The 22,492-nt window shown below is 54.7% G+C and carries 16 protein-coding genes and 1 riboswitch; of the genes, 11 read left to right on the forward strand and 5 right to left on the reverse strand.

What is annotated here, in order from left to right:
- Positions 1 to 2 precede the first annotated feature (2 nt).
- Both F3J29_RS20945 and metF read left to right on the forward strand, forming a co-directional pair.
- Entirely contained in the window at positions 3 to 2,435 is a 2,433-nt protein-coding gene (locus tag F3J29_RS20945; RefSeq protein ID WP_039289183.1) for a bifunctional aspartate kinase/homoserine dehydrogenase II, read from the forward strand.
- 229 nt (positions 2,436 to 2,664) lie between these two features.
- Complete coding sequence (gene metF / locus F3J29_RS20950) at positions 2,665 to 3,555, forward strand: methylenetetrahydrofolate reductase (protein WP_166868979.1); 891 nt, start codon at positions 2,665 to 2,667, stop codon at positions 3,553 to 3,555.
- A 70-nt stretch (positions 3,556 to 3,625) separates the two neighbouring features.
- On the opposite strand, the gene F3J29_RS20955 is transcribed toward metF, so the two are convergent.
- From F3J29_RS20955 to argE, 3 genes are all read right to left on the reverse strand, one after another.
- Positions 3,626 to 5,359, reverse strand: a complete 1,734-nt coding sequence (locus F3J29_RS20955; protein ID WP_166868981.1) for a phosphoethanolamine transferase CptA — start codon at positions 5,357 to 5,359, stop codon at positions 3,626 to 3,628.
- Positions 5,360 to 5,699: 340 nt separating this feature from the next.
- On the reverse strand, positions 5,700 to 8,351 hold the full coding sequence (ppc, locus tag F3J29_RS20960) for a phosphoenolpyruvate carboxylase (RefSeq protein ID WP_166868983.1): 2,652 nt from the start codon (positions 8,349 to 8,351) through the stop codon (positions 5,700 to 5,702).
- A 235-nt stretch (positions 8,352 to 8,586) separates the two neighbouring features.
- Positions 8,587 to 9,738 carry an acetylornithine deacetylase gene (gene argE / locus F3J29_RS20965; protein ID WP_166868985.1) on the reverse strand — a complete coding sequence of 384 codons (1,152 nt, stop codon included), beginning with the start codon at positions 9,736 to 9,738 and terminating at the stop codon, positions 8,587 to 8,589.
- A gap of 186 nt (positions 9,739 to 9,924) precedes the next feature.
- Here argE and argC point away from each other — a divergent pair, with 186 nt between their 5' ends.
- The 5 genes from argC to oxyR all read left to right on the forward strand — a co-directional run bounded on the left by argC (position 9,925) and on the right by oxyR (position 15,582).
- A complete protein-coding gene (gene argC, locus F3J29_RS20970) occupies positions 9,925 to 10,929 on the forward strand; it encodes an N-acetyl-gamma-glutamyl-phosphate reductase (protein ID WP_166868988.1) in 1,005 nt (334 codons plus the stop codon).
- 16 nt (positions 10,930 to 10,945) lie between these two features.
- The gene (argB, locus tag F3J29_RS20975) at positions 10,946 to 11,722 is read left to right on the forward strand and encodes an acetylglutamate kinase (protein ID WP_166868990.1); all 777 of its coding nucleotides are present in this window, start codon (positions 10,946 to 10,948) and stop codon (positions 11,720 to 11,722) included.
- Between the two features lie 30 nt (positions 11,723 to 11,752).
- Entirely contained in the window at positions 11,753 to 12,970 is a 1,218-nt protein-coding gene (locus F3J29_RS20980; protein WP_039289189.1) for an argininosuccinate synthase, read from the forward strand.
- A gap of 78 nt (positions 12,971 to 13,048) precedes the next feature.
- Entirely contained in the window at positions 13,049 to 14,422 is a 1,374-nt protein-coding gene (argH, locus tag F3J29_RS20985; protein WP_166868992.1) for an argininosuccinate lyase, read from the forward strand.
- 242 nt (positions 14,423 to 14,664) lie between these two features.
- Complete coding sequence (oxyR, locus tag F3J29_RS20990; RefSeq protein WP_166868994.1) at positions 14,665 to 15,582, forward strand: DNA-binding transcriptional regulator OxyR; 918 nt, start codon at positions 14,665 to 14,667, stop codon at positions 15,580 to 15,582.
- Here oxyR and sthA read toward each other — a convergent pair.
- The gene (gene sthA, locus F3J29_RS20995; RefSeq protein WP_061276369.1) at positions 15,565 to 16,965 is read right to left on the reverse strand and encodes a Si-specific NAD(P)(+) transhydrogenase; all 1,401 of its coding nucleotides are present in this window, start codon (positions 16,963 to 16,965) and stop codon (positions 15,565 to 15,567) included. The two genes, oxyR and sthA, sit on opposite strands and share 18 nt — an antisense overlap.
- A 196-nt stretch (positions 16,966 to 17,161) precedes the next feature.
- On the opposite strand from sthA, the gene fabR reads away from it, so the two are divergent.
- Positions 17,162 to 17,803, forward strand: coding sequence for an HTH-type transcriptional repressor FabR (fabR, locus tag F3J29_RS21000; protein WP_039289193.1), 642 nt, complete (start codon positions 17,162 to 17,164; stop codon positions 17,801 to 17,803).
- Between the two features lie 11 nt (positions 17,804 to 17,814).
- Entirely contained in the window at positions 17,815 to 18,171 is a 357-nt protein-coding gene (locus F3J29_RS21005; protein ID WP_166868996.1) for a YijD family membrane protein, read from the forward strand.
- A 40-nt stretch (positions 18,172 to 18,211) separates the two neighbouring features.
- On the opposite strand, the gene trmA is transcribed toward F3J29_RS21005, so the two are convergent.
- Positions 18,212 to 19,312 carry a tRNA (uridine(54)-C5)-methyltransferase TrmA gene (gene trmA, locus F3J29_RS21010; protein WP_166868998.1) on the reverse strand — a complete coding sequence of 367 codons (1,101 nt, stop codon included), beginning with the start codon at positions 19,310 to 19,312 and terminating at the stop codon, positions 18,212 to 18,214.
- A gap of 124 nt (positions 19,313 to 19,436) precedes the next feature.
- Positions 19,437 to 19,624: riboswitch (cobalamin riboswitch) on the forward strand.
- Positions 19,625 to 19,693: 69 nt separating this feature from the next.
- Between trmA and btuB the strand changes: the two genes are divergently transcribed.
- Together btuB and murI are read left to right on the forward strand one after the other, a co-directional pair.
- Entirely contained in the window at positions 19,694 to 21,535 is a 1,842-nt protein-coding gene (btuB, locus tag F3J29_RS21015) for a TonB-dependent vitamin B12 receptor BtuB (RefSeq protein ID WP_166869004.1), read from the forward strand.
- Complete coding sequence (gene murI / locus F3J29_RS21020) at positions 21,480 to 22,331, forward strand: glutamate racemase (RefSeq protein ID WP_166869000.1); 852 nt, start codon at positions 21,480 to 21,482, stop codon at positions 22,329 to 22,331. Before btuB ends, murI begins: the two co-directional genes overlap by 56 nt.
- Positions 22,332 to 22,492 lie beyond the last annotated feature (161 nt).

Raw genomic sequence — 22,492 nt, forward strand, 5'->3', positions numbered from 1 at the left:
GCATGAGTGTTTCAGCACCAGCAGGGACGCCGGTTCGTCAACTGCACAAGTTTGGGGGCAGCAGTCTTGCCGATGTGAAATGTTACCTGCGCGTGGCGGGTATCATGACCGAATATTCCAGACCGGGTGACATGATGGTGGTTTCGGCCGCCGGGAGTACCACTAACCAGTTGATTAACTGGCTCAAGCTGAGCCAGAGCGACAGGCTCTCCGCGCATCAGGTGCAGCAAACGCTGCGCCGCTATCAGAGCGATCTTATTAGCGGCCTGCTTCCGCCAGAAGTGGCCGATGGCCTGATTGCCGGGTTTATCCATGACCTTGAGCGCCTTGCAGTTCTGCTTGACGGCAAAATGACCGATGCCGTTTATGCAGAGGTTGTTGGCCATGGGGAAGTCTGGTCGGCGCGTTTGATGGCCGCGGTGCTGAATCAGCAGGGCGTTGAAGCCGCCTGGCTGGACGCCCGTGATTTTATGCGCGCTGAACGTGCGGCTCAGCCACAGGTTGACGAAGGCCGTTCCTGGCCGCTGCTGCAAAACTTGCTTGCCCAACACCCGAATAAACGCCTGGTTGTGACCGGTTTTATCTGCAGCAATGAAGCGGGTGAAACTGTTCTGCTGGGGCGTAACGGTTCTGACTATTCAGCGACGCAGATTGGTGCGCTGGCTGGCGTTTCTCGCGTCACTATCTGGAGCGACGTGGCCGGAGTTTACAGCGCAGATCCGCGAAAAGTGAAAGATGCCTGCCTGTTGCCTCTGCTACGTCTGGATGAAGCCAGCGAGCTGGCTCGTCTTGCCGCGCCGGTACTGCACGCGCGTACATTACAGCCCGTATCCGGCAGCGATATCGACCTGCAACTGCGCTGCAGCTATTCGCCAGAGCAAGGTTCGACCCGTATTGAGCGCGTTCTGGCGTCCGGCACGGGTGCCCGGATTGTGACCAGTCACGACGATGTTTGCCTGATCGAGTATCAGGTGCCGTCGCATCAGGATTTCAAGCTGGCGCAAAAAGAGCTGGATCTGATCCTCAAGCGCGGCCAGGTGCGTCCGCTGTCGATTGGCGTGCACCCCGATCGCAATTTGCTGCAGCTTTGCTACACCTCGGAAGTCGCCAACAGCGTGCTGCAGCTTCTCCAGAATGCCAGTTTGCAGGGCGAGCTTCGTCTGCGTGAAGGCCTGGCGCTGGTGGCAATGGTCGGGGCCGGCGTTTGCCGCAACCCGCTGCATAGCCACCGCTTCTGGCAGCAGTTGAAAGATCATCCCGTGGAGTTTATCTGGCAGTCGGAGGACGGCATTAGCCTGGTGGCCGTCCTGCGCGTAGGCCCAACGGAAAGCCTGATTCAGGGGCTACACAAGTCGCTGTTTCGTGCAGAGAAACGTATTGGTTTGATGCTGTTCGGCAAAGGCAACATAGGCTCCCGCTGGCTTGAGCTGTTTGCCCGCGAACAGGAAATTCTCTCCGCCCGTACCGGGTTTGAATTTGTGTTGGCTGGCGTGGTGGACAGCAGCCGTAGCTTGCTGAATTACGAAGGTCTGGATGCCAGTCGGGCGCTGGCCTTCTTCAATGATGAGGCCGTGCAGCAGGACGAGGAGTCGCTGTTCCTGTGGATGCGGGCTCATCCGTATGATGATTTAGTGGTACTGGACGTGACCGCCAGCGAGCAGCTTGCCGATCAATACCTGGATTTCGCCAGCCATGGCTTCCATGTGATCAGCGCCAACAAGCTTGCCGGCGCGGGGAACGGCCAGAAGTATCGCCAGATTCGTGATGCATTTGAGAAAACGGGCCGACACTGGCTGTATAACGCCACGGTGGGCGCAGGGCTGCCGGTTAACCATACGGTTCGCGACCTGCGCGACAGCGGTGATGCTATTCTGGCTATCAGCGGTATTTTCTCGGGGACGCTTTCGTGGTTGTTCCTGCAGTTCGACGGTACCGTACCGTTTACTGAACTGGTTGATCAGGCCTGGCAACAGGGGCTGACCGAGCCGGATCCACGCGTGGATCTGTCGGGAAAAGACGTCATGCGTAAGCTGGTGATCCTGGCCCGTGAAGCGGGATATGACATCGAGCCGGATCAGGTTCGCGTGGAATCTCTTGTGCCTGCAGGCTGTGAAGGCGGCTCCATTGACCATTTCTTTGAAAACGGTGATGAGCTGAACGAGCAAATGCTGCAGCGGCTTGAGGCTGCGCAGGAGATGGGGCTGGTGCTGCGTTATGTGGCCCGGTTTGATGCGAACGGCAAGGCGCGCGTGGGGGTTGAAGCCGTGCGGGCAGAGCATCCGCTTGCCGCTTTGCTACCGTGTGACAATGTCTTCGCGATAGAAAGCCGCTGGTACCGTGATAACCCGCTGGTGATCCGTGGACCTGGCGCCGGGCGCGATGTTACCGCCGGGGCCATCCAGTCCGATCTGAACCGCCTGGCGCAACTGCTGTAGTTTTTCCCCGCACTCTCTTGCTTTGCAAGAGGGTGCGCTTTCCTGCCTTTTCCTTTCTCCGCTCCTCCTGAAAAAAATTCATCTTATGTGAGAATTCCTCCACATTTTGTGGTGACATTTTCATTGACGGTTCTCGCCTTTTCGGTCATCTTTCTATCTGGACGTCTAAACGTCTGGATAGCAATAAAACGCCACCATACGAAAACGATGCGATTGATGAGGTAAGGGTATGAGCTTTTTTCACGCGAATCAGCGGGAAGCGCTGAACCAGAGTCTGGCCGAAGTGGCCGGGCATATTCATGTTTCCTTTGAGTTTTTCCCGCCTCGCAGCAGTGAAATGGAACAAACCCTGTGGAAGTCTATCGACAGACTAAGCATCCTGAAGCCAACGTTTGTTTCCGTTACCTATGGGGCAAACTCCGGCGAGCGTGACCGTACCCACGGGATTATCAAAGGCATCAAAGAGCGCACCGGTCTTGAAGCTGCACCGCATCTGACCTGCGTCGATGCCACGCGTGATGAACTGCGCGCGATTGCGCAGGACTACTGGAACAACGGTATCCGCCATATTGTTGCGCTACGTGGCGATTTGCCGCCTGGCAGCGGTAAGCCAGATATGTATGCTTCGGACCTGGTGGGGCTGCTTAAGGAAGTAGGCGACTTCGATATTTCCGTTGCGGCCTATCCGGAAGTCCATCCTGAAGCCAAAAGTGCCCAGGCGGATTTACTCAGCCTGCGCCGTAAAATTGAAGCCGGTGCTAACCGCGCGATTACTCAATTCTTCTTCGATGTTGAAAGCTATCTTCGTTTCCGCGATCGCTGTGCGGCGACAGGCATTGATGTAGAGATTATTCCAGGCATTCTGCCGGTCTCGAACTTCCGGCAGGCGAAGAAATTTGCTGACATGACTAACGTACGTATTCCATCGTGGATGGCGCAAATGTTTGAAGGCCTGGATAACGATGCCGAAACCCGCCAGCTGGTGGGCGCGAATATCGCCATGGATATGGTGAAAATCCTGAGCCGGGAAGGCGTGAAGGATTTCCACTTTTATACGCTGAACCGAGCGGAAATGAGCTATGCGATCTGTCACACTTTGGGAGTCAGACCAAAGCTGTAGACATTGATTTCACATAAAAAAAGCCCCGTTCACCTGTGAGCGGGGCTTTTTGCTTTATGGGCTCAAAGCGTTACTGATTACTGCTGCTATCGCCGTAAGGCAGCGAATCGTAATCCCGCAGCGCATTTTTCTCATACGGGTTACCAATCCAGCGTGTCGCTTCGACAAACTGCGGGCTGGCGATAGCGCGTGTCGCGTCGTAACCGTCATAGCTTAAACCGGCCAAATCAGACCAGGTGTGAATCAGTTCTGAGCTGCTGTATTTGCGGTTTATATCTCCCGAGAAGTCACGCGGGTGAGCCTGCTGCCAGGTCGGTGACGTCCAGACGATGAACGGGATGGTGTACATATGACGCGTAGGATTATTTTCGTTACGCCCCTGGGTCTGGTGCGGTGGCGTGTCGTAAACCTCTTCTCCGTGATCAGAGAAATAGAGCAGGAAACCGTTAGGATCGCTGGCCTTGTAGTCTTTGATCAGAGTGGAAACCACATGGTCGTTAAACAGGTTGGCGTTATCGTAACTGTTGTAGGATTCCTGCTGATCTTTGGTTAATCCGGCCGGTAAATCGTCCGTTTTACCATCAAACTTGTTCCAGTTTTCCGGGTAGCGGAAGTCGTAACGAATATGCGTGCCGAGCAGGTGCACAATAATGAATTTTTTCGGTGCAGGGTCGGCCAGAACCTCTTTAAACGGCGCGAGGACATTCGTGTCGTATTCGCGTGCGCTCTGGGTACGCTGCTGGTTCATATAATATTGTTTGTCGGTCTGCTTCGAGAATACGGCCAGCATGGTGTTGCGTTCGGTCATGGTCTGCTGGTTAGTGATCCAGAAGGTTTTGTACCCGGCCTGCTTCATCAGGTTCATTAGTGAAGGCCTGGTCAGGTAGAGATCCGGATCCTTCTCGTCTGCAAACGTCAGTGCCTGCTGCAGAATTTCAATGGTGTAAGGCCGCGAAGTGACGACGTTATTAAATACCGTCATTTGCGGGTCAGTTTTATGCAGTTCATCCAGCTCTGGCGTTGTCTGGCGGTGGTAGCCGTACAGGCTCATGCGGCCACGCTGCGTTGACTCACCAATCACCAGCACCAAAGTGCGTGGCGCGTTACCGGAGGCATCTTTCAGGTTAGCCAACGGCGGCAGCGCATTGTTGGACGTTAACAGTTTATTCAGGCTGTCCAACTGCTGGCGATATTCGGTATAGGCGACGATAAACTGCCAGGGGGCAGCGGGCTCGAGGCGATAAGAAATGCTGGAGAAGGACTCGCCAAGGCTGCGTTTGTTGATAAGCCACTCTTTACCCACCGGATTAAGCACCAGGCCAAACAGAATGGCGAAGGAAACCAACCAGCGCCACGGGTTTGGAATATAAACCGGGCGCAGGCGTGTCCAAAGAAAGATGGCGACCAGCGTATAGGCAACCGCAATGAGCAGCAGCTTCAGGCTGAAATACTGACTCAGGTATTCGCTGGCCTCGCTGGCGTTTGTTTCGAACATCACAAACAGAACGCTTTGTGAGAACTCCTGCCCGTAGACGACGAAGTAACCCAGGGCGGCTATTGAGGCTGCCCAAAGGATAACGCCGATAAAGGCGGCAATAAGGCGCGTACGCTGTGGGAACAGAAATACAGGAATAAACCACAGAGAGCTAAACAGTAAGGAGTCACGAAGCCCCGTTGTACCGCTGTAGCCTGTTGCTAAGATAGCAATCTGCAAAACCGAGGAAAAATACCAAAAGTAGAGCAAAACCCATCCAAGGGCTTTAATGCTGAACTTGCGCTCAGACTGTTTCAATGTGAAGTGCATACTCTTGCCTGTGCTATTAAATTATCATTAACCGTAATGAGAAAACCTTAAGTAAGCCTTAGTTATGAACGCTACGGTGGCTTGTACTCACGAAAAAAGCCACCCATTGCTGGGTGACTTTTGCGCACAATATAGAAAATGTGTCGGAATAATGACAGCGTAATTTCAGGCTTGTTCCGGGGATATTTATGCGGCCGATACTTTTGGTTTTTTGTTGTTTATTTGTTGAATATGCCGGGGGGAATAAACATGTCGAGTACGCTAAATGGCGGTGAGCGTTTTCACTGGTTAGAAATAAATACCCCCGCATTTGCGGGGGTATTTACGAAGGCAGACAATATTAGCCGGTATTACGCATCCCGGCGGCAACCCCGGCGATGGTAACCATCAGGGCTTGCTCTACGCGGGCATCTGGCGCTTCGCCTTTCTCTTCCGACTGACGTGAGCGGTGCAGCAGCTCGGCCTGCAGGACGTTCAGCGGGTCGGTATAGATGTTACGCAGGGTAATTGACTCGGCAATCCACGGTAAATCTTCCATCAGATGCGAGTCGTTGGCGATGTCCAGCACGACTTTGATGTCGGCTTCAAGCTGGTCACGCAGCTGTTTACCCAGCTTCCACAGTTCAGGCTTCACCAGACGCTGATCGTAGTATTCCGCCAGCCAAAGGTCGGCTTTCGCAAACACCATCTCCAGCATGCCGAGGCGAGTGGAGAAGAACGGCCAGTCGCGGCACATTGCTTCCAGTTCGCTTTGCTTTCCTTCTTCCACGACTTTTTGCAGTGCCGCGCCAGCGCCCAGCCAGGCCGGCAGCATCAGGCGGTTTTGGGTCCAGGCGAAAATCCACGGAATCGCACGTAAAGATTCTACCCCGCCGTTTGGACGACGTTTGGCGGGGCGAGAGCCCAGCGGCAGTTTACCCAATTCCAGCTCCGGCGTGGCGGAACGGAAATACGGCACGAAGTCTTTGTTCTCGCGAATATAGCCGCGATACATCTCGCACGACGTCGCGGAAAGTGAATTCATTATCTGAATCCACTCTTTCTTCGGCTCCGGCGGCGGCAGCAGGTTAGCTTCAAGGATCGCGCTGGTGTAGAGCGACAGGCTACTGATGGTGATTTCCGGCAAGCCGTATTTGAAGCGAATCATCTCACCTTGCTCGGTGACGCGCAGGCCGCCTTTCAGGCTTCCCGGTGGCTGAGAAAGCAGCGCTGCATGCGCTGGCGCACCGCCACGGCCGATGGAGCCGCCACGACCGTGGAACAACGTCAGGGCGATCCCGGCTTTCTCACAGGTTTTAATCAGCGCATCCTGCGCTTCGTACTGCGCCCAGGATGCCGCCATCACGCCAGCGTCTTTCGCCGAGTCGGAATAGCCAATCATCACCATCTGTTTGCCCTGGATAAAGCCGCGATACCAGTCGATATTCAGCAACTGGGTCATGACGTCGTCGGCGTTATTCAGATCGTCGAGGGTTTCAAACAGCGGCGCAACCGGCAGGGCGAAGGTACAGCCCGCTTCTTTCAGCAGCAGGTGAACGGCCAGGACGTCGGACGGCGTTTTCGCCATCGAAATAACGTAGGCAGCAATGGAACCGCGTGGCGCTTCGGCCACCACTTTGCAGGTTTCCAGCACTTCCTGAGTGTCAGCGCTTGGCTCCCACTGACGAGGCAGCAGAGGGCGCTTGGAGTTCAGTTCGCGGATCAGGAAGGCCTGTTTATCAGCCTCTGACCAGCTTTCGTAGTCGCCGATGCCAAGATAGCGGGTCATTTCGCCCAGCGCTTCGCTATGGCGGGTGCTTTCCTGACGAATGTCAATGCGTACCAGCGGCACGCCGAAGCATTTCACCCGGCGCAGGGTATCCAGCAACTGCCCGTTTGCGATGATGCCCATGCCGCAGGCCTGCAGGGATTGATAACAGGCATAGAGCGGATCCCAAAGCTGCTCGTTTTGAATGAGCAGACCTTCCGGCTTCGGCAAACGCTGGCCTTTCAGGCGGGCTTCAAGCCAGGCCTGAGTGGCGAGCAGCTGCTGACGCAGGCCTTTCATGATGTGGCGGTAAGGTTCCTGGCCCGCATCCGGTCCCGCCAGTTCGCTAAGCTCCGCCGTGCATTCCACCATCGACAGCTCGGAAACCAGGACCGCGATATCGCGCAGGAACAGGTCGGTGGCTTTCCAGCGGCTGAGGAGCAGCACGTGACGGGTGATGTCGGAAGTCACGTTTGGGTTGCCGTCGCGGTCGCCGCCCATCCAGGAGGTAAAACGTACCGGGACGAAGTCTACCGGCAGTTTGTAATTCAGGTTCTCTTCGAGCTGTTCGTTAAGCTCACGCAGGTAATTTGGCACCCCTTCCCACAGACTGTTTTCTACCACCGCGAAGCCCCATTTGGCTTCGTCGACCGGGGAAGGGCGATGCTTACGAATTTCGTCGGTATGCCATGCCTGAGCAACCAGCTGGCGCAGGCGGCGCATGATCTGGTTGCGCTCGTAGTCGGCGAGATCGCTGTGGTCGAGCTGCTTCAGACAGCTGTTCACTTCGACCAGTTTATGAATCAGGGTACGGCGAGTGATCTCGGTAGGGTGAGCGGTGAGCACCAGCTCCAGAGAGAGAGATTCAACGGCTGCCCGAATGTCAGCTTCGTTGATACCCGGCTGATTTTGCAGTTTTTGCAGCGTTTTAGCGATGACTTCCGGGTTGCTGGCCGCTTCGCCCGTCGCGGAGATGCTGTGGTATTGCTCTGCGGTGTTGGCAAGATTAAGAAACTGGCTAAAAGCACGGGCGACGGGGAGCAGTTCATCATTTGAGAGGTTCTGCAGCGTGCTCAGCAGCTCCTGACGATTGGCTTCATTACCGGCGCGGGAGGACTTGGATAACTTGCGGATCGTCTCTACGCGGTCGAGGATATTCTCCCCCAGCGCATCTTTGATGGTATCCCCGAGCAGTTTTCCGAGCATGCTGACATTACTTCGCAAAGCAGAATAGCGTTCGTTCATATGACTCCAGCCCAATCTATTATGTAACTTAATTTCACCCGTGAAGGTTCAACACCGCCTTTTATAAAGCCACGTCATAAACCATTCGTCAATTGCTACGAAATCGTTTCAGCAAACGAGGAAATGACGCGAATTTATGAAATTTAATTACCAACTTCGCTCATAAGCGTTTCTTATAGGAATAGCGATTATTCCAGATTAAAAAGGGGGTAAAACCCCCTTTTACCGCGATTAATTAGTGCCAACAAAAATGATGCACTACCTGAGTAATGAGCTCCCGAGTTGGCTTGATGAAGCGGGTATCGATGTATTCATCCGGCTGGTGCGCCTGGTTGATGGAACCCGGGCCAAGAACCAGCGTCGGACACACAGTCTGAATAAACGGTGCTTCGGTGCAGTAGTTCACCACTTCCGTTTGTGCGCCGAGCAGCTTCTCAACGACCTGCACGAGCTGGTGGTCCGGCGGACATTCGTAGCCTGGAATCGGCGGATGCAGTTCTGAGACCGTCAGGCGGCCAGGCCAGCGCTGGCTCACCGGTTCTAATGCTTCAGTCAGTAAACCGTTCAGATCGTTTAATGTCATGCCCGGCAGCGGGCGAATGTCCATGTGAAGTTCGCAACATGCACAAATGCGGTTTGCCGCGTCTCCGCCGTTAATGTGCCCAAGGTTGAGGGTCGGGTATGGCACGGTAAAGGCATCATGGTGATAGCGATCTTTCAGGGTGTTGCGCAGCGTGAGGATATGACCGATGGCATCATGCATCAGTTCAATGGCGTTGACGCCGCGCGCGGGATCGCTCGAGTGGCCGGACTGCCCGAGAATACGAATGGCGTTCGACAAATGGCCTTTGTGCGCGCGTACCGGCTGTAGCGATGTCGGCTCACCGATGATAGCGCAGTCCGGACGCAGCGAGGTTGTTTCAGAGAAATAGCGTGCACCCGCCATGGTGGTTTCTTCATCTGCGGTGGCCAGAATATAGAGCGGCTTTTTCAGGGTTGTCACATCCACGTCGCGCAGCGCATCCAGAATGAATGCAAAGAACCCTTTCATGTCGGCGGTACCCAGGCCGTACAGCTTATTGTCGTGCTCGGTCAGGGTAAACGGGTCACGCGTCCAGCGGCCATCGTCGAACGGTACAGTATCGGTGTGCCCTGCCAGCAGCAGGCCGCCAGCGCCCTGGCCGCTGCTCGCCAGCATATTGAATTTATTGCGAGTGCCTGGTACAGGCTGAATTTCGACGTTAAAACCGAGGTCGCGGAACCAGCCGGCCAGTAAATTGATTAAAGACTCATTGCTTTGGTCCAGCGCGCTGTCGGTGGCGCTGATGGAAGGTGTCGCGATCAGGGCGCGGTAGATCTCGATAAAAGGCGGTAATTTCATCTTCACTGTTGACAGGCCTTAGGTTAGGATAGTATCAATATTCATGCATTAATTGTGAATAAAAATACAATAACGTTGAGCGTAAAGGAACAGTTAAGCGTTCCGGTGAATAAAAAACCACGCTAACGGACGTGGGTGAAAGCGTCAGGCTGGCACTCTGAGCAGACCGAAAAGACAAGGTGAACGACCCAGATGTTGAATACGCTGATTGTGGGTGCAAGCGGTTATGCAGGCGCAGAGCTTGTAAGCTATTTGAATCGCCATCCTGATATGAACATAACCGCTTTGACGGTTTCAGCGCAAAGTTCAGATGCAGGAAAATTGATATCTGATTTGCATCCGCAGTTAAAGGGCATTGTTGATCTGCCGTTGCAGGCGATGTCCGACATCAGCGAGTTCAGCGAGGGCGTGGATGTGGTGTTCCTCGCCACCGCCCACGAAGTCAGCCACGATCTGGCCCCGCAGTTCCTGGCGGCAGGCTGCGTGGTGATCGATCTCTCCGGCGCGTTCCGCGTTAACGACCCGGCGTTCTATGAACGTTATTACGGTTTTACCCATCAGCATCCTGAGCTGCTGGAAAAAGCGGTTTACGGCCTGGCCGAATGGCAGGGTGCGAAGCTGAAAGAGAGCAACTTAATTGCTGTGCCTGGCTGCTACCCGACGGCGTCTCAGCTGGCATTAAAGCCGCTGATCGACGCCGGCCTGCTGGATTTGAACCAGTGGCCGGTGATCAACGCCACCAGCGGCGTCAGCGGTGCCGGGCGCAAGGCAGCGGTTTCCAACAGCTTCTGCGAAGTTAGCCTGCAGCCTTACGGCGTGTTTAATCATCGCCATCAACCAGAAATCGCTACCCATCTTGGCGCGTCGGTGATTTTCACCCCGCACCTCGGCAATTTCCCGCGTGGCATTTTGGCGACGATTACCTGTCGCCTGAAAGCTGGCGTTACGCAGCAGCAGATCGCGGAGACGTTTAGCCAGGCTTACGGCGACAAGCCGCTGGTTCGCCTGTACGAAAAAGGCGTTCCGGCGCTGAAAAATGTGGTTGGCCTGCCGTTCTGCGACATCGGCTTTGCCGTGCAGGATGAGCACCTGATTGTTGTTGCCACCGAGGATAACCTGCTGAAAGGTGCCGCGGCGCAGGCAGTACAGTGTCTTAATATTCGTTTTGGCTTCGCCGAAACGCAGTCCCTTATTTAACCGTCGGTCGGGTGAAATGATGAATCCTTTAATTATCAAATTGGGCGGCGTGCTGCTGGATAGCGAAGAGGCGTTGGAGCGCCTGTTTACCGCGCTGGTGAACTATCGCCAGTCCCATCAGCGTCCGCTGGTGATTGTTCACGGCGGCGGTTGCCTGGTGGATGAGCTGATGAAGAAGCTGGCGCTGCCGGTACAAAAGAAAAACGGCCTGCGTGTGACGCCTGCCGACCAGATTGACATTATTACCGGTGCGCTGGCGGGCACGGCCAACAAGACGCTGCTGGCCTGGGCGAAGAAGCATGGCATTAACGGCGTTGGCTTGAGCCTCGGTGACGGGGATAGCGTTACGGTGACTCAGCTTGACGAAGCGCTTGGTCACGTCGGCCTGGCTAAACCGGGTTCGCCAAAACTGATTAATACGCTGCTGGAAAACGGCTTCCTGCCGATTGTCAGCTCCATCGGCGTGACCGCTGAAGGTGAACTGATGAACGTCAATGCGGATCAGGCGGCAACGGCGCTGGCCGCAACGCTCGGCGCGGATTTGATTCTGTTGTCCGACGTGAGCGGTATCCTGGACGGTAAAGGTCAGCGCATCGCTGAGATGACGGCGGCCAAAGCCGAACAGCTGATTGAGCAAGGCATTATTACCGACGGCATGATTGTGAAAGTGAACGCGGCGCTGGATGCGGCCCGTACCCTGGGGCGCCCGGTGGATATTGCCTCATGGCGCCACGCGGATCAGCTACCCTCTTTATTCAACGGTGTGGCTATCGGCACCCGGATTCTGGCATAGACAAAGAATAGTTTTAACAAGGACAAGACAATGCAAAATCACGGCATCAAAAAAATCGTTCTCGCATACTCTGGCGGCCTCGACACTTCAGCCATCATTCCATGGCTGAAAGAAAACTACGGCGGCTGCGAAGTGGTCGCCTGCGTGGTGGATATCGGCCAGGATCGTGAAGATCTGAAAGGCGTTGAGCAGAAAGCGCTGCGCTCCGGGGCGTCTGAGTGCTACGTGGTAGATGCGCGTGAAGAGTTTATCAGCGACTATGTTTACCCTGTGCTGCAGACCGGGGCGCTGTATGAAGGCAGTTATCTGCTCGGCACCTCTATGGCGCGTCCGCTGATCGCTAAGGCGCTGGTGGATGTGGCGAATAAAGTGGGCGCAGATGCGCTCTGCCACGGTGCGACCGGCAAAGGTAACGACCAGGTGCGCTTTGAATCCACCTGGGCCGCGCTGGCTCCTCATTTGAAGGTTGTTGCGCCGTGGCGTGAGTGGAACCTGCGTTCCCGTGAAGCGCTGCTCGACTACCTGAAAGAGCGTGATATTCCGACCACTGCCTCACTGGAAAAAATCTACAGCCGCGACGAAAACGCCTGGCACATTTCTACCGAAGGCGGCGTGCTGGAAAGCCCGTGGAATGCCCCGAACAAAGATTGCTGGGTATGGACCGTTGACCCGCAGGAAGCACCGGATCAGGCTGAGCAGGTGACTGTTACCGTTAAGCAGGGCAAAGTCGTGGCCGTGAACGGGGAAGCGATGAGCCCATTCAAGTGTCTGGAAACCCTGAACGCTATCGGGGCTAAGCACGGTATTGGCCGTATTGATATCGTTGAAAACCGTCTGGTGGGCATTAAGTCCCGTGGCTGCTATGAAACCCCAGGGGGCACCATTATGATGGCTGCGCTGCGTGGCGTTGAGCAACTGGTGCTGGATCGCGATTCCTTCAAATGGCGTGAGCAACTGGGTCTCGAAATGTCCTACGTCGTGTACGATGGCCGCTGGTTTGCGCCGCTGCGTAAATCTCTGCAGGCGTCTGCCGAGTCGCTGGCGGAAGAAGTGAACGGGGAAGTTGTGCTGCAGCTGTACAAAGGCCAGGTGACGGCGATTCAGAAAAAATCCCCGAACAGCCTCTACAGCGAAGAGTTTGCGACCTTTGGCGAAGATGAAGTTTACGATCACAGCCACGCGGGCGGCTTTATCCGTCTGTTCTCGCTCTCTTCCCGTATCCGTGCGCTGAACGAACTTAAGAAGTAATTTTTTACCCTCACGCGTTCCCAGGCCGGGAATGCGTGAGGGGCAAACGAATATCAATATGATGAATGGAGCATGACTATGGCACTTTGGGGTGGGCGTTTTACTCAGGCAGCCGATCGGCGGTTTAAGCAATTCAATGACTCTTTACGCTTTGACTATCGCCTGGCTGAGCAAGACATCGTAGGTTCTGTCGCCTGGTCCAAAGCGTTGGTCACCGTGGGCGTGCTGACTGAAGCTGAGCAGCAGCAGCTTGAGCAGGCCCTGAAAGTCTTACTGGAAGAAGTGCAGGTTAACCCGCAGGCGATTCTGGAAAGCGATGCGGAAGATATTCACAGCTGGGTGGAAGGGAAGCTCATCGATAAAGTCGGTGCGCTGGGTAAAAAGCTCCATACTGGCCGTAGCCGCAACGATCAGGTCGCCACCGATCTGAAGCTGTGGTGCAAAATGCAAATCAGCGAGCTGCTGGCTGCCACTCGTCAGGTACAGCAGGCGTTAATTGAAACAGCTGAAGCTAATCAGGATGCGGTGATGCCGGGTTATACACACCTGCAGCGCGCGCAGCCGGTTACTTTTGCTCACTGGTGCCTGGCTTATGTTGAGATGCTGGCGCGCGATGAAAGCCGTTTGCAAAGTACTCTGCAGCGCCTGGACGTTAGCCCGCTGGGCAGCGGCGCGCTGGCGGGTACCGCCTATGAAATTGACCGCGAGCAGCTTGCCGGTTGGTTAGGTTTTGCTTCCGCGACCCGCAACAGCCTCGACAGCGTTTCCGATCGCGATCATGTGCTGGAGCTGCTGTCCAACGCTTCTATCGGCATGGTTCACCTGTCCCGTTTTGCAGAAGATCTGATCTTCTTCAATACCGGGGAAGCTGGTTTTGTTGAGCTGTCCGATCGTGTGACTTCTGGTTCCTCCCTGATGCCGCAGAAGAAAAACCCGGATGCGCTGGAGCTGATTCGCGGCAAGTGTGGCCGTGTCCAGGGCGCCCTGACCGGCATGATGATGACCCTCAAAGGCCTGCCGCTGGCGTATAACAAAGACATGCAGGAAGACAAAGAAGGCCTGTTCGATGCGCTCGATACCTGGCTTGATTGTCTGCATATGTCCGGGCTGGTGCTGGACGGCATTCAGGTTAAACGTCCTCGCTGCCAGGAAGCAGCTGAGCAAGGCTATGCCAACGCCACCGAGCTGGCGGATTACCTTGTTGCTAAAGGCGTGCCGTTCCGTGAAGCTCACCACATTGTCGGCGAGGCTGTCGTCGAAGCGATTAAACAAGGTAAAGCGCTGGAAGCCTTAACCCTGGCCGACCTGCAGAAGTTCAGCGAGGTTATTGGCGACGATGTGTATCCGATCCTGTCGCTGCAGTCCTGCCTCGACAAGCGCGCGGCGAAAGGCGGTGTTTCACCTAAGCAGGTTGCTCAGGCTATCGCCGACGCGAAACAGCGCCTGGTCTAATCCCCTCGAAATTTGAACAAAAAAAAGCGGACATACTGTCCGCTAAAAGTTCACGTTGGCTTTAATAATTCGTCAGGTTCAGAGAACAGAGAGTCTCTGCAGCCGCGCGTCGTTCTGGGGTAAGTCAGAGCGATGCGCCTTGCTGTTGCTGGCTATTATTCACCAACATTGCTTGATAGGGATAATCGTTCGTTGCTATGCTATCTATCGCCATGAACTATCGTGGCGCAGGAGGATAGAGAATGAATATTCGAGATCTTGAATACCTGGTGGCGCTGGCCGAGCACCGCCATTTTCGTCGGGCAGCGGATGCCTGTCACGTAAGCCAGCCGACATTAAGCGGGCAGATTCGCAAGCTGGAAGATGAACTGGGCGTTATGCTGCTGGAGCGTACCAGCCGTAAAGTGTTGTTCACCCAGGCGGGTTTGCTGCTGGTGGATCAGGCACGGACGGTGCTGCGTGAAGTCAAAGTACTGAAAGAGATGGCAAGCCAACAGGGTGAAGCCATGTCCGGCCCGCTGCATATTGGCCTGATCCCAACCGTGGGGCCTTACCTGCTGCCGCAAATTATTCCTATGCTGCACCAGGCCTTCCCTAAGCTGGAAATGTATCTGCATGAAGCCCAGACCCATCAGCTGCTGGCGCAGCTCGACAGCGGCAAGCTGGACTGTGCCATTCTGGCGCTGGTAAAAGAAAGCGAAGCGTTTATCGAGGTGCCGCTGTTTGATGAGCCGATGGTGTTGGCGGTTTATCAGGATCACCCGTGGGCGAACCGCGACCGCGTGCCGATGTCCGATCTGGCCGGTGAAAAGCTGCTGATGCTGGAAGACGGGCACTGCCTGCGCGATCAGGCCATGGGCTTTTGCTTTGAAGCGGGCGCGGATGAAGATACCCATTTCCGGGCAACAAGCTTAGAGACGCTGCGTAACATGGTCGCTGCAGGCAGCGGCATCACGCTTTTGCCAGCCCTGGCCGTGCCGCATGAACGCCAGCGCGACGGTGTGGTTTATCTGCCGTGTTATAAACCAGAGCCGCGTCGTACTATCGGCCTGGTTTATCGTCCGGGATCGCCGCTGCGCAGCCGCTATGAGCAGCTGGCAGAGGCCATCCGCACGCAGATGAATGGCCATTTCAAATCAGCGCTAAAAAAGGCGATTTAAGCCGTTAAGCGCCGCTACCCGATAGGCTTCCGCCATGGTTGGGTAGTTGAAGGTGGTGTTAACGAAGTACTCAATAGTGTTACCGCCACCTTTCTGCTCCATAATCGCCTGGCCGATGTGAATAATTTCGGCCGCGCGCTCGCCAAAGCAGTGGATCCCCAGAATTTCTTTGGTCTCACGGTGGAACAGAATTTTCAGCGTCCCCACGTTCATACCCACAATTTGTGCCCGCGCGAGATGTTTAAACTGCGCCCGGCCCACTTCGTAAGGCACTTTCATCGAGGTTAGCTGTTGTTCCGTTTTGCCCACGGAGCTGATTTCCGGAATGGTGTAAATGCCGGTAGGAATATCTTCGATCAGATGCCCCGTGGCTTCGCCTTTCACCAGCGCCTGAGCGGCGATACGGCCTTGATCGTAGGCTGCTGAAGCCAGGCTTGGATAACCGATCACGTCACCCACCGCGTAGATATGCGGTAGCGCGGTCTGGTACATGCTGTTGACCTTGATGAGCCCGCGGCTGTCGGCTTCGAGCCCGATATTTTCCAGCGCCAGTGAATCCGTATTCCCGGTACGTCCGTTGGCGTAAAGCAGGCAATCCGCCTTCACTTTTTTGCCGGACTTCAGAGAAACAATCACGCCATCATCTACGCCTTCAATCTTCTCAAACTCTTCGTTGTGGCGAATGACTACGCCGCTGTTCCAGAAGTGGTAGGAGAGAGAGTCCGACATTTCCTGATCGAGGAAAGCGAGCAGGCGATCGCGAGTGTTGATCAGATCAACTTTGACGTTCATCCCGCGGAAGATCGAAGCGTACTCACAGCCGATCACCCCGGCACCATAAATGATCACATGGCGCGGTTCATGATGCAGGCTGAGAATTGAGTCGCTGTCGTAGATACGCGGGTGGGTAAAATCAACCTCCGGCGGACGATAAGGGCGAGAACCGCAGGCAATGACAAACTTCTCGGCGGTGTAGGTTTCGACCGATCCATCGTGGCACAGAAGCTCGATAGTGTGTTCATCCACAAAGTGCGCGTCGCCCTGCAGCATCTCGCAGCGGTTGCGCTCGTAAAAGCCTTGGCGCATGCGGGTTTGCTGGTTAATCACGCTATCGGCGTGGTTAAGGATGTCGGCAAAAGAAGAGCGGAGAAGGTGAGTGTGGTCGCTGTATAACGGGTTTTGATTGAATTCAATAATGCGGCTGACGGCGTGGCGGAGGGCTTTCGAAGGGATGGTGCCCCAATGGGTACAACCGCCGCCGACATTGTGGTAGCGCTCAATCACCGCTACCCTGGCTCCTTGTTTCACCAGCCCCATGGCGGCACCTTCGCCTCCGGGACCGGAACCAATCACTATTGCGTCATAATCGTAGGTTTGTGGCATGGTAAGGCTTACCTGTTTTTATACATAAAGGCAACACGATGGTAACATCAACCAGGAATTTCCCCAATTCTCGTTGTGCTTTTTCCCGCCTGGGTAGGTCAATGTTCCGTAAACAATCATTCACAATACACTATAAAAGCGGTAGCTTGATTCTCTGATATAGTTCCAGCTCTGTTTGAAGGATTCAGGCAATATGATGGGTGTAAGAGCGCAACAAAAAGAGAGAACCAGGCGTTCTTTAGTCGAGGCGGCATTTAGCCAGCTAAGCGCCGAGAGAAGCTTTGCCAGCCTGAGCCTGCGTGAAGTTGCCCGCGAAGCCGGTATTGCGCCAACGTCATTTTATCGCCATTTCCGCGATGTTGATGAACTCGGTCTTACTATGGTAGACGAAAGTGGCCTGATGCTGCGGCAGTTAATGCGGCAGGCACGGCAGCGCATTGCCAAAGGCGGCAGCGTGATCCGTACGTCAGTGTCAACGTTTATGGAGTTTATCGGCAATAACCCTAACGCCTTCCGCCTGTTGCTGCGTGAACGTTCAGGCACATCTGCGGCGTTTCGTGCCGCGGTTGCCCGTGAAATTCAGCACTTCATTGCGGAACTTGCCGACTATTTAGAACTCGAAAATCGCATGCCTCGCAGCTTCACCGAAGCGCAGGCCGAAGCGATGGTCACGATTGTTTTTAGTGCAGGTGCCGAAGCGCTGGACGTTGATATCGAACAGCGTCGCCAGCTCGAAGAGCGACTGGTGTTGCAGCTACGTATGATCTCGAAAGGGGCGTACTACTGGTATCGCCGGGAACAAGAAAAAATGGCACTGGCTCATTTATCCGAAGAGTGAAGGAACGAGCAATGAAACAGTTACAAGATAGAGGTACGCTGGCGCTGGCGTTTATCGCTGGTCTGTCGATTAACGGATCTTTTGCCGCGCTGTTCAGCTCGGTTGTTCCGTTCTCGATATTTCCTATTATTGCTCTGGTGCTGGCGGTTTATTGCCTGCATCAGCGCTATCAGAACCGTACGATGCCGGTTGGCTTGCCAAGCCTTGCCGCGGCCTGTTTTGTGTTAGGCGTGCTGCTTTTTAGCGCAGTGGTTCGCGTTGAATACCCGGCGATTGGTTCTAACTTTGTGCCTTCGATTCTGTCGGTGGTTTTGCTGTTCTGGATTGTGTTTAAAGTTCGCTCCCGCAAATCAGAAGCGGCTGAGTAAGCCCGATAAAAAGCAAAAAGGACGCCGGGGCGTCCTTTTTCTATTTGCGCGTGAGCAGTACGCCGCATTCCATATGATGCGTGTACGGGAACTGGTCAAACAGTGCCAGCCGGGTGATGTTGTGAGTCTGAGATAATGTTTCCAGGTTCTCGCACAGGGTTTGTGGATTGCACGAGATATAAAGGATGTGCGGGTATGCCTGCACCATTTTTACCGTGTCAGCATCCAGGCCGCTACGTGGCGGATCGACAAAAATGGTCTCGCACTGATAGCTTTTGAGATCGATTCCCTGCAGGCGGTTAAACTCCCGCACGCCGTTCATCGCCTGGGTAAACTCTTCCGCCGCCATGCGGATAATCTGCACGTTATCAATATTGTTGGCCGCAATGTTGTACTGTGCCGCAGCCACGGACGGTTTAGCGATTTCGGTCGCCAGAACACGGTCGAAGTTGCGGGCCAGGGCCAGCGAGAAGTTGCCGTTACCGCAGTAAAGTTCAAGCAGATCGCCGCTTGAATTTTCCGTCGCGCTCAGCGCCCATTCCAGCATCTGAATATTCATGGCCGCGTTTGGCTGAGTGAAGCTGTTCTCAACCTGGCGGTAAATCATATCTTTGCCGGCGACCGGCAGACATTCGTCGATAAAATCCTGGTCCAGCTCAATCTTGGTTTTAGTCGCACGACCAATCAGGTGAACGTTGAAGCCGCGGGCGCGCAGGCTGTCGCGCAGCGCCTCGGCGTGCTGCTGCCATTCATTATCCAGTTTGCGGTGGTAGAGCAAAGACACCACGGCCTGATTGCTTAAGGTCGTCAGATAGTCTATCTGGAACAGCTTGTGGCGCAGGGCTGGAATATCACGGACGCCGTCCAGCATGGCTGGCATCAGGGCATTGATTAATTCGCTGGCCGCCGGGAAGCTGTTGACCCGGATGCGACTTTTGGTCTGCTGATCGAACATGATGTGATACAGATCGTCACCTTCATGCCAGATGCGGAACTCGGCTCGCATACGATAGTGGCTTACCGGTGAGCGGAATACCTCCGGGGCCGGTGCGGCAAAAGGCGCCATCATGCCTTCGAGGCGAGTGACTTTTTCCGCCAGCTGCGCGTCGTACTGATCTGTCGGGAGGTGTTCAGGGGTCATGGCTAGCCATCCAGTCGGTCAATGAATACAAACTACGCGGCGATTGTAGGGATTCGACCCGGGATGTCCAGCCCGATCGCGTTAAGAAGTTCGGGCGGAAGTCTGGACATCCGTATAGGCCTGGCGGTAGCATGGCTTTTCCGGCCTCCTGAGAGTTAAAAGGGAACCCAGTGTGATTCTGGGGCTGACGCGCAGCGGTAAGGAATGGCAAGATGAACGCATTATGCAGACACTGCTTTCTTATATAAGTGGGAAGTCCTCATCTTAATTAAGCCCCCAAGCCCGAAGACCTGCCGGAATAACGTCGCAAGTGATATGGCTATCGCGTGCTATTTGCTATATCTGCGGCATCCTGATCGAAAGCGGATGCTTATATAAATGATGATAAAAAAGGTTTCGCTGTTGACGGCTCTGTCCGCAACGGCTTTTTCAGTTTGGGCGCAGGACAGCAATACCGACAATACTCTGGTGGTCACTGCGAACCGTTTTCAGCAGCCGGTGGATACCGTACTTGCGCCGACCTCTGTGGTCACGCGGGAGGATATCGACCGCTGGCAGTCAAAATCCTTAACTGACGTGATGCGTCGTCTGCCGGGCGTGGATATTGCGCAAAACGGCGGCCTTGGTCAGCTTTCCTCCGTGTTTATTCGCGGGACCAACTCCAGCCATGTCTTAGTCCTGATTGACGGGATTCGTCTGAATCAGGCCGGAGTGACCGGTTCTTCCGACCTCAGCCAGATTCCAGTCTCTCTTGTGCAGCGGGTAGAGTATGTCCGTGGGCCTCGTTCCGCGGTCTATGGCTCTGATGCCATTGGTGGAGTCATCAACATTATCACCACGCGTGATAAAGACGGCACAACGCTGACGGCGGGGGTGGGCTCAAACGGTTACCAGAACTATGACGCCAGTACGCAGCAAAAGCTGGGTGATAATACTCGGGTGACTCTGGCCGGCAACTATGAGTACACCAAAGGCTTTGACGTTGTAGCCGATGGCAACACCGGCGGCCTGCGCCAGCCCGATCGCGACGGCTTTATGAGCAAGTCCCTGTATGGGGCGCTTGAGCACGGCTTCTCCGATCAATGGAGCGGCTTTGTGCGAGGCTACGGCTACGATAACCGCACGGCCTATGACAACAGCAGCTATGTCCCAGGTGTGCTGGTAGATACCCGCCAGCTCTACAGTCAGACATGGGATGCGGGCCTGCGCTTTAATAACGATATCTTCCATTCGCAACTGGTCTCCAGCTACGGTCACAGCAAAGATTACAACTTCGATCCGCGCCTCGGCCGCTACGATTCAAGCGCGACCCTCGATGAAATCAAGCAATACAACCTGCAGTGGACAAACTCCATTGATGTGGGTGCAGGGAATGTCGGAGCGGGCGTTGACTGGCAGAAGCAGAGTACCGAACCGGGCACTAACTATGTGACTGACGGCTATGATCAACGTAATACCGGCGTCTATCTGACGGCGCTGCAAAAAGTGGGCGATTTCACCCTGGAAGGCGCCGCGCGCAACGATAACAACTCAGAGTTCGGTAATCATGGAACCTGGCAAAGCAGCGCAGCCTGGGAATTCGTTGAGGGATATCGCTTCATTGCCTCCTACGGTACGGCCTTTAAGGCACCAAACCAGGGACAACTGTTTGGTTTTTACGGGAACAGAGATCTGAACCCAGAAGAAAGCCGTCAGTGGGAAGGGGCATTTGAGGGGTTAACTTCCGGTGTGAACTGGCGTGTTTCGGGCTACCGTAACCTGATTGATAACTTGATCGACTTCAACAGGGGGACGAATAGCTATTACAACGTCGGCAAGGCCAACATTAAAGGTATTGAAGGTACAGCATCCTTTGACACCGGCCCTGTGCAGCACAGCGTTAGCTATGACTATGTTGACGCTCGCAATGGCCTGACGGATGCACCGTTGGCGCGTCGTGCCAAACAGCAGGTGAAGTACCAGCTTGACTGGGCGCTCTACGACCTGGACTGGAGCGTCACTTATCATTATCTGGGCTCACGCTACGATACCGATTTCAATACCGGGCAAACCGTGAAAATGGGCGGTGTGAGCCTGTGGGATGTTGCCTTGTCGTATCCAGTCACGTCACAGCTGACCGTTCGTGGTAGAATAGCTAACCTGTTCGATAAAGATTACGAGACGGTTTATGGCTACCATACTGCAGGACGGGAATACACCTTGTCTGGCAGCTACACCTTCTGATGCACATCCCACCGTGCTGGTTTTTGACTCCGGCGTTGGTGGGCTGTCCGTCTACAATGAGATTCGGCAGCTCCTGCCGGATCTTCATTATATCTACGCCTTCGACAACGTGGCGTTTCCTTACGGTGAAAAGAGCGAAGAGTTTATCGTCGACCGGGTGGTTTCAATAGTGACTGCTGTCCAGCAGCATTATCCTTTAGCCCTCGCTGTTATTGCCTGTAATACCGCAAGTACCGTTTCTCTCCCTGCCTTACGCGAAAAGTTCGGCTTCCCTGTTGTTGGCGTTGTGCCCGCGATTAAACCGGCCGCACGTTTGACGACAAATGGGGTAGTGGGTCTGTTGGCAACACGCGGCACGGTCAAGCGGCCTTATACCCACGAGCTTATCTCCCGGTTTGCGACCGAATGCAAAATTGAGATGTTGGGTTCTGCTGAACTGGTAGAGCTGGCTGAGGCGAAGCTTCATGGTGAGCCTGTACCGCTGGACGAACTGCGTAAAATCTTGCGTCCCTGGTTACGGATGTCGGAGCCGCCGGATACCGTTGTATTAGGCTGCACGCATTTCCCTCTATTACAGGAAGAGCTGCTGGAGGTGCTGCCGGAAGGGACGAGGCTGATTGATTCCGGTGCCGCGATTGCAAGGCGTACCGTTTGGTTACTCGAACATGAAGCGCCTGAAGCGGCGTCAGCAGATCCGAATATTGCTTATTGTATGGCGTTCACGCCTGAAACTGCGCAATTAATGCCCGTTTTACAACGTTACGGCTTTGAAAGGCTCGAAAAACTGGCACTTTAGCGCTGTTTTGAGTAAAAAAACGACGCTTGAAAGTTTTTTTCAAATTAGGGGTTGTCAGGCTCTGAGAACTCCCTATAATGCGCCTCCACTGACACGGTGAAGCGGCTTCGAAAGCGGCTTAACAACCCCGGCGTCAGTCAGACGAAAGCGAAAATAAACGC

The organism is Enterobacter sp. Cy-643 (assembly GCF_011752815.1).
In the GTDB taxonomy this organism is placed as follows: Bacteria; Pseudomonadota; Gammaproteobacteria; order Enterobacterales; family Enterobacteriaceae; genus Cedecea.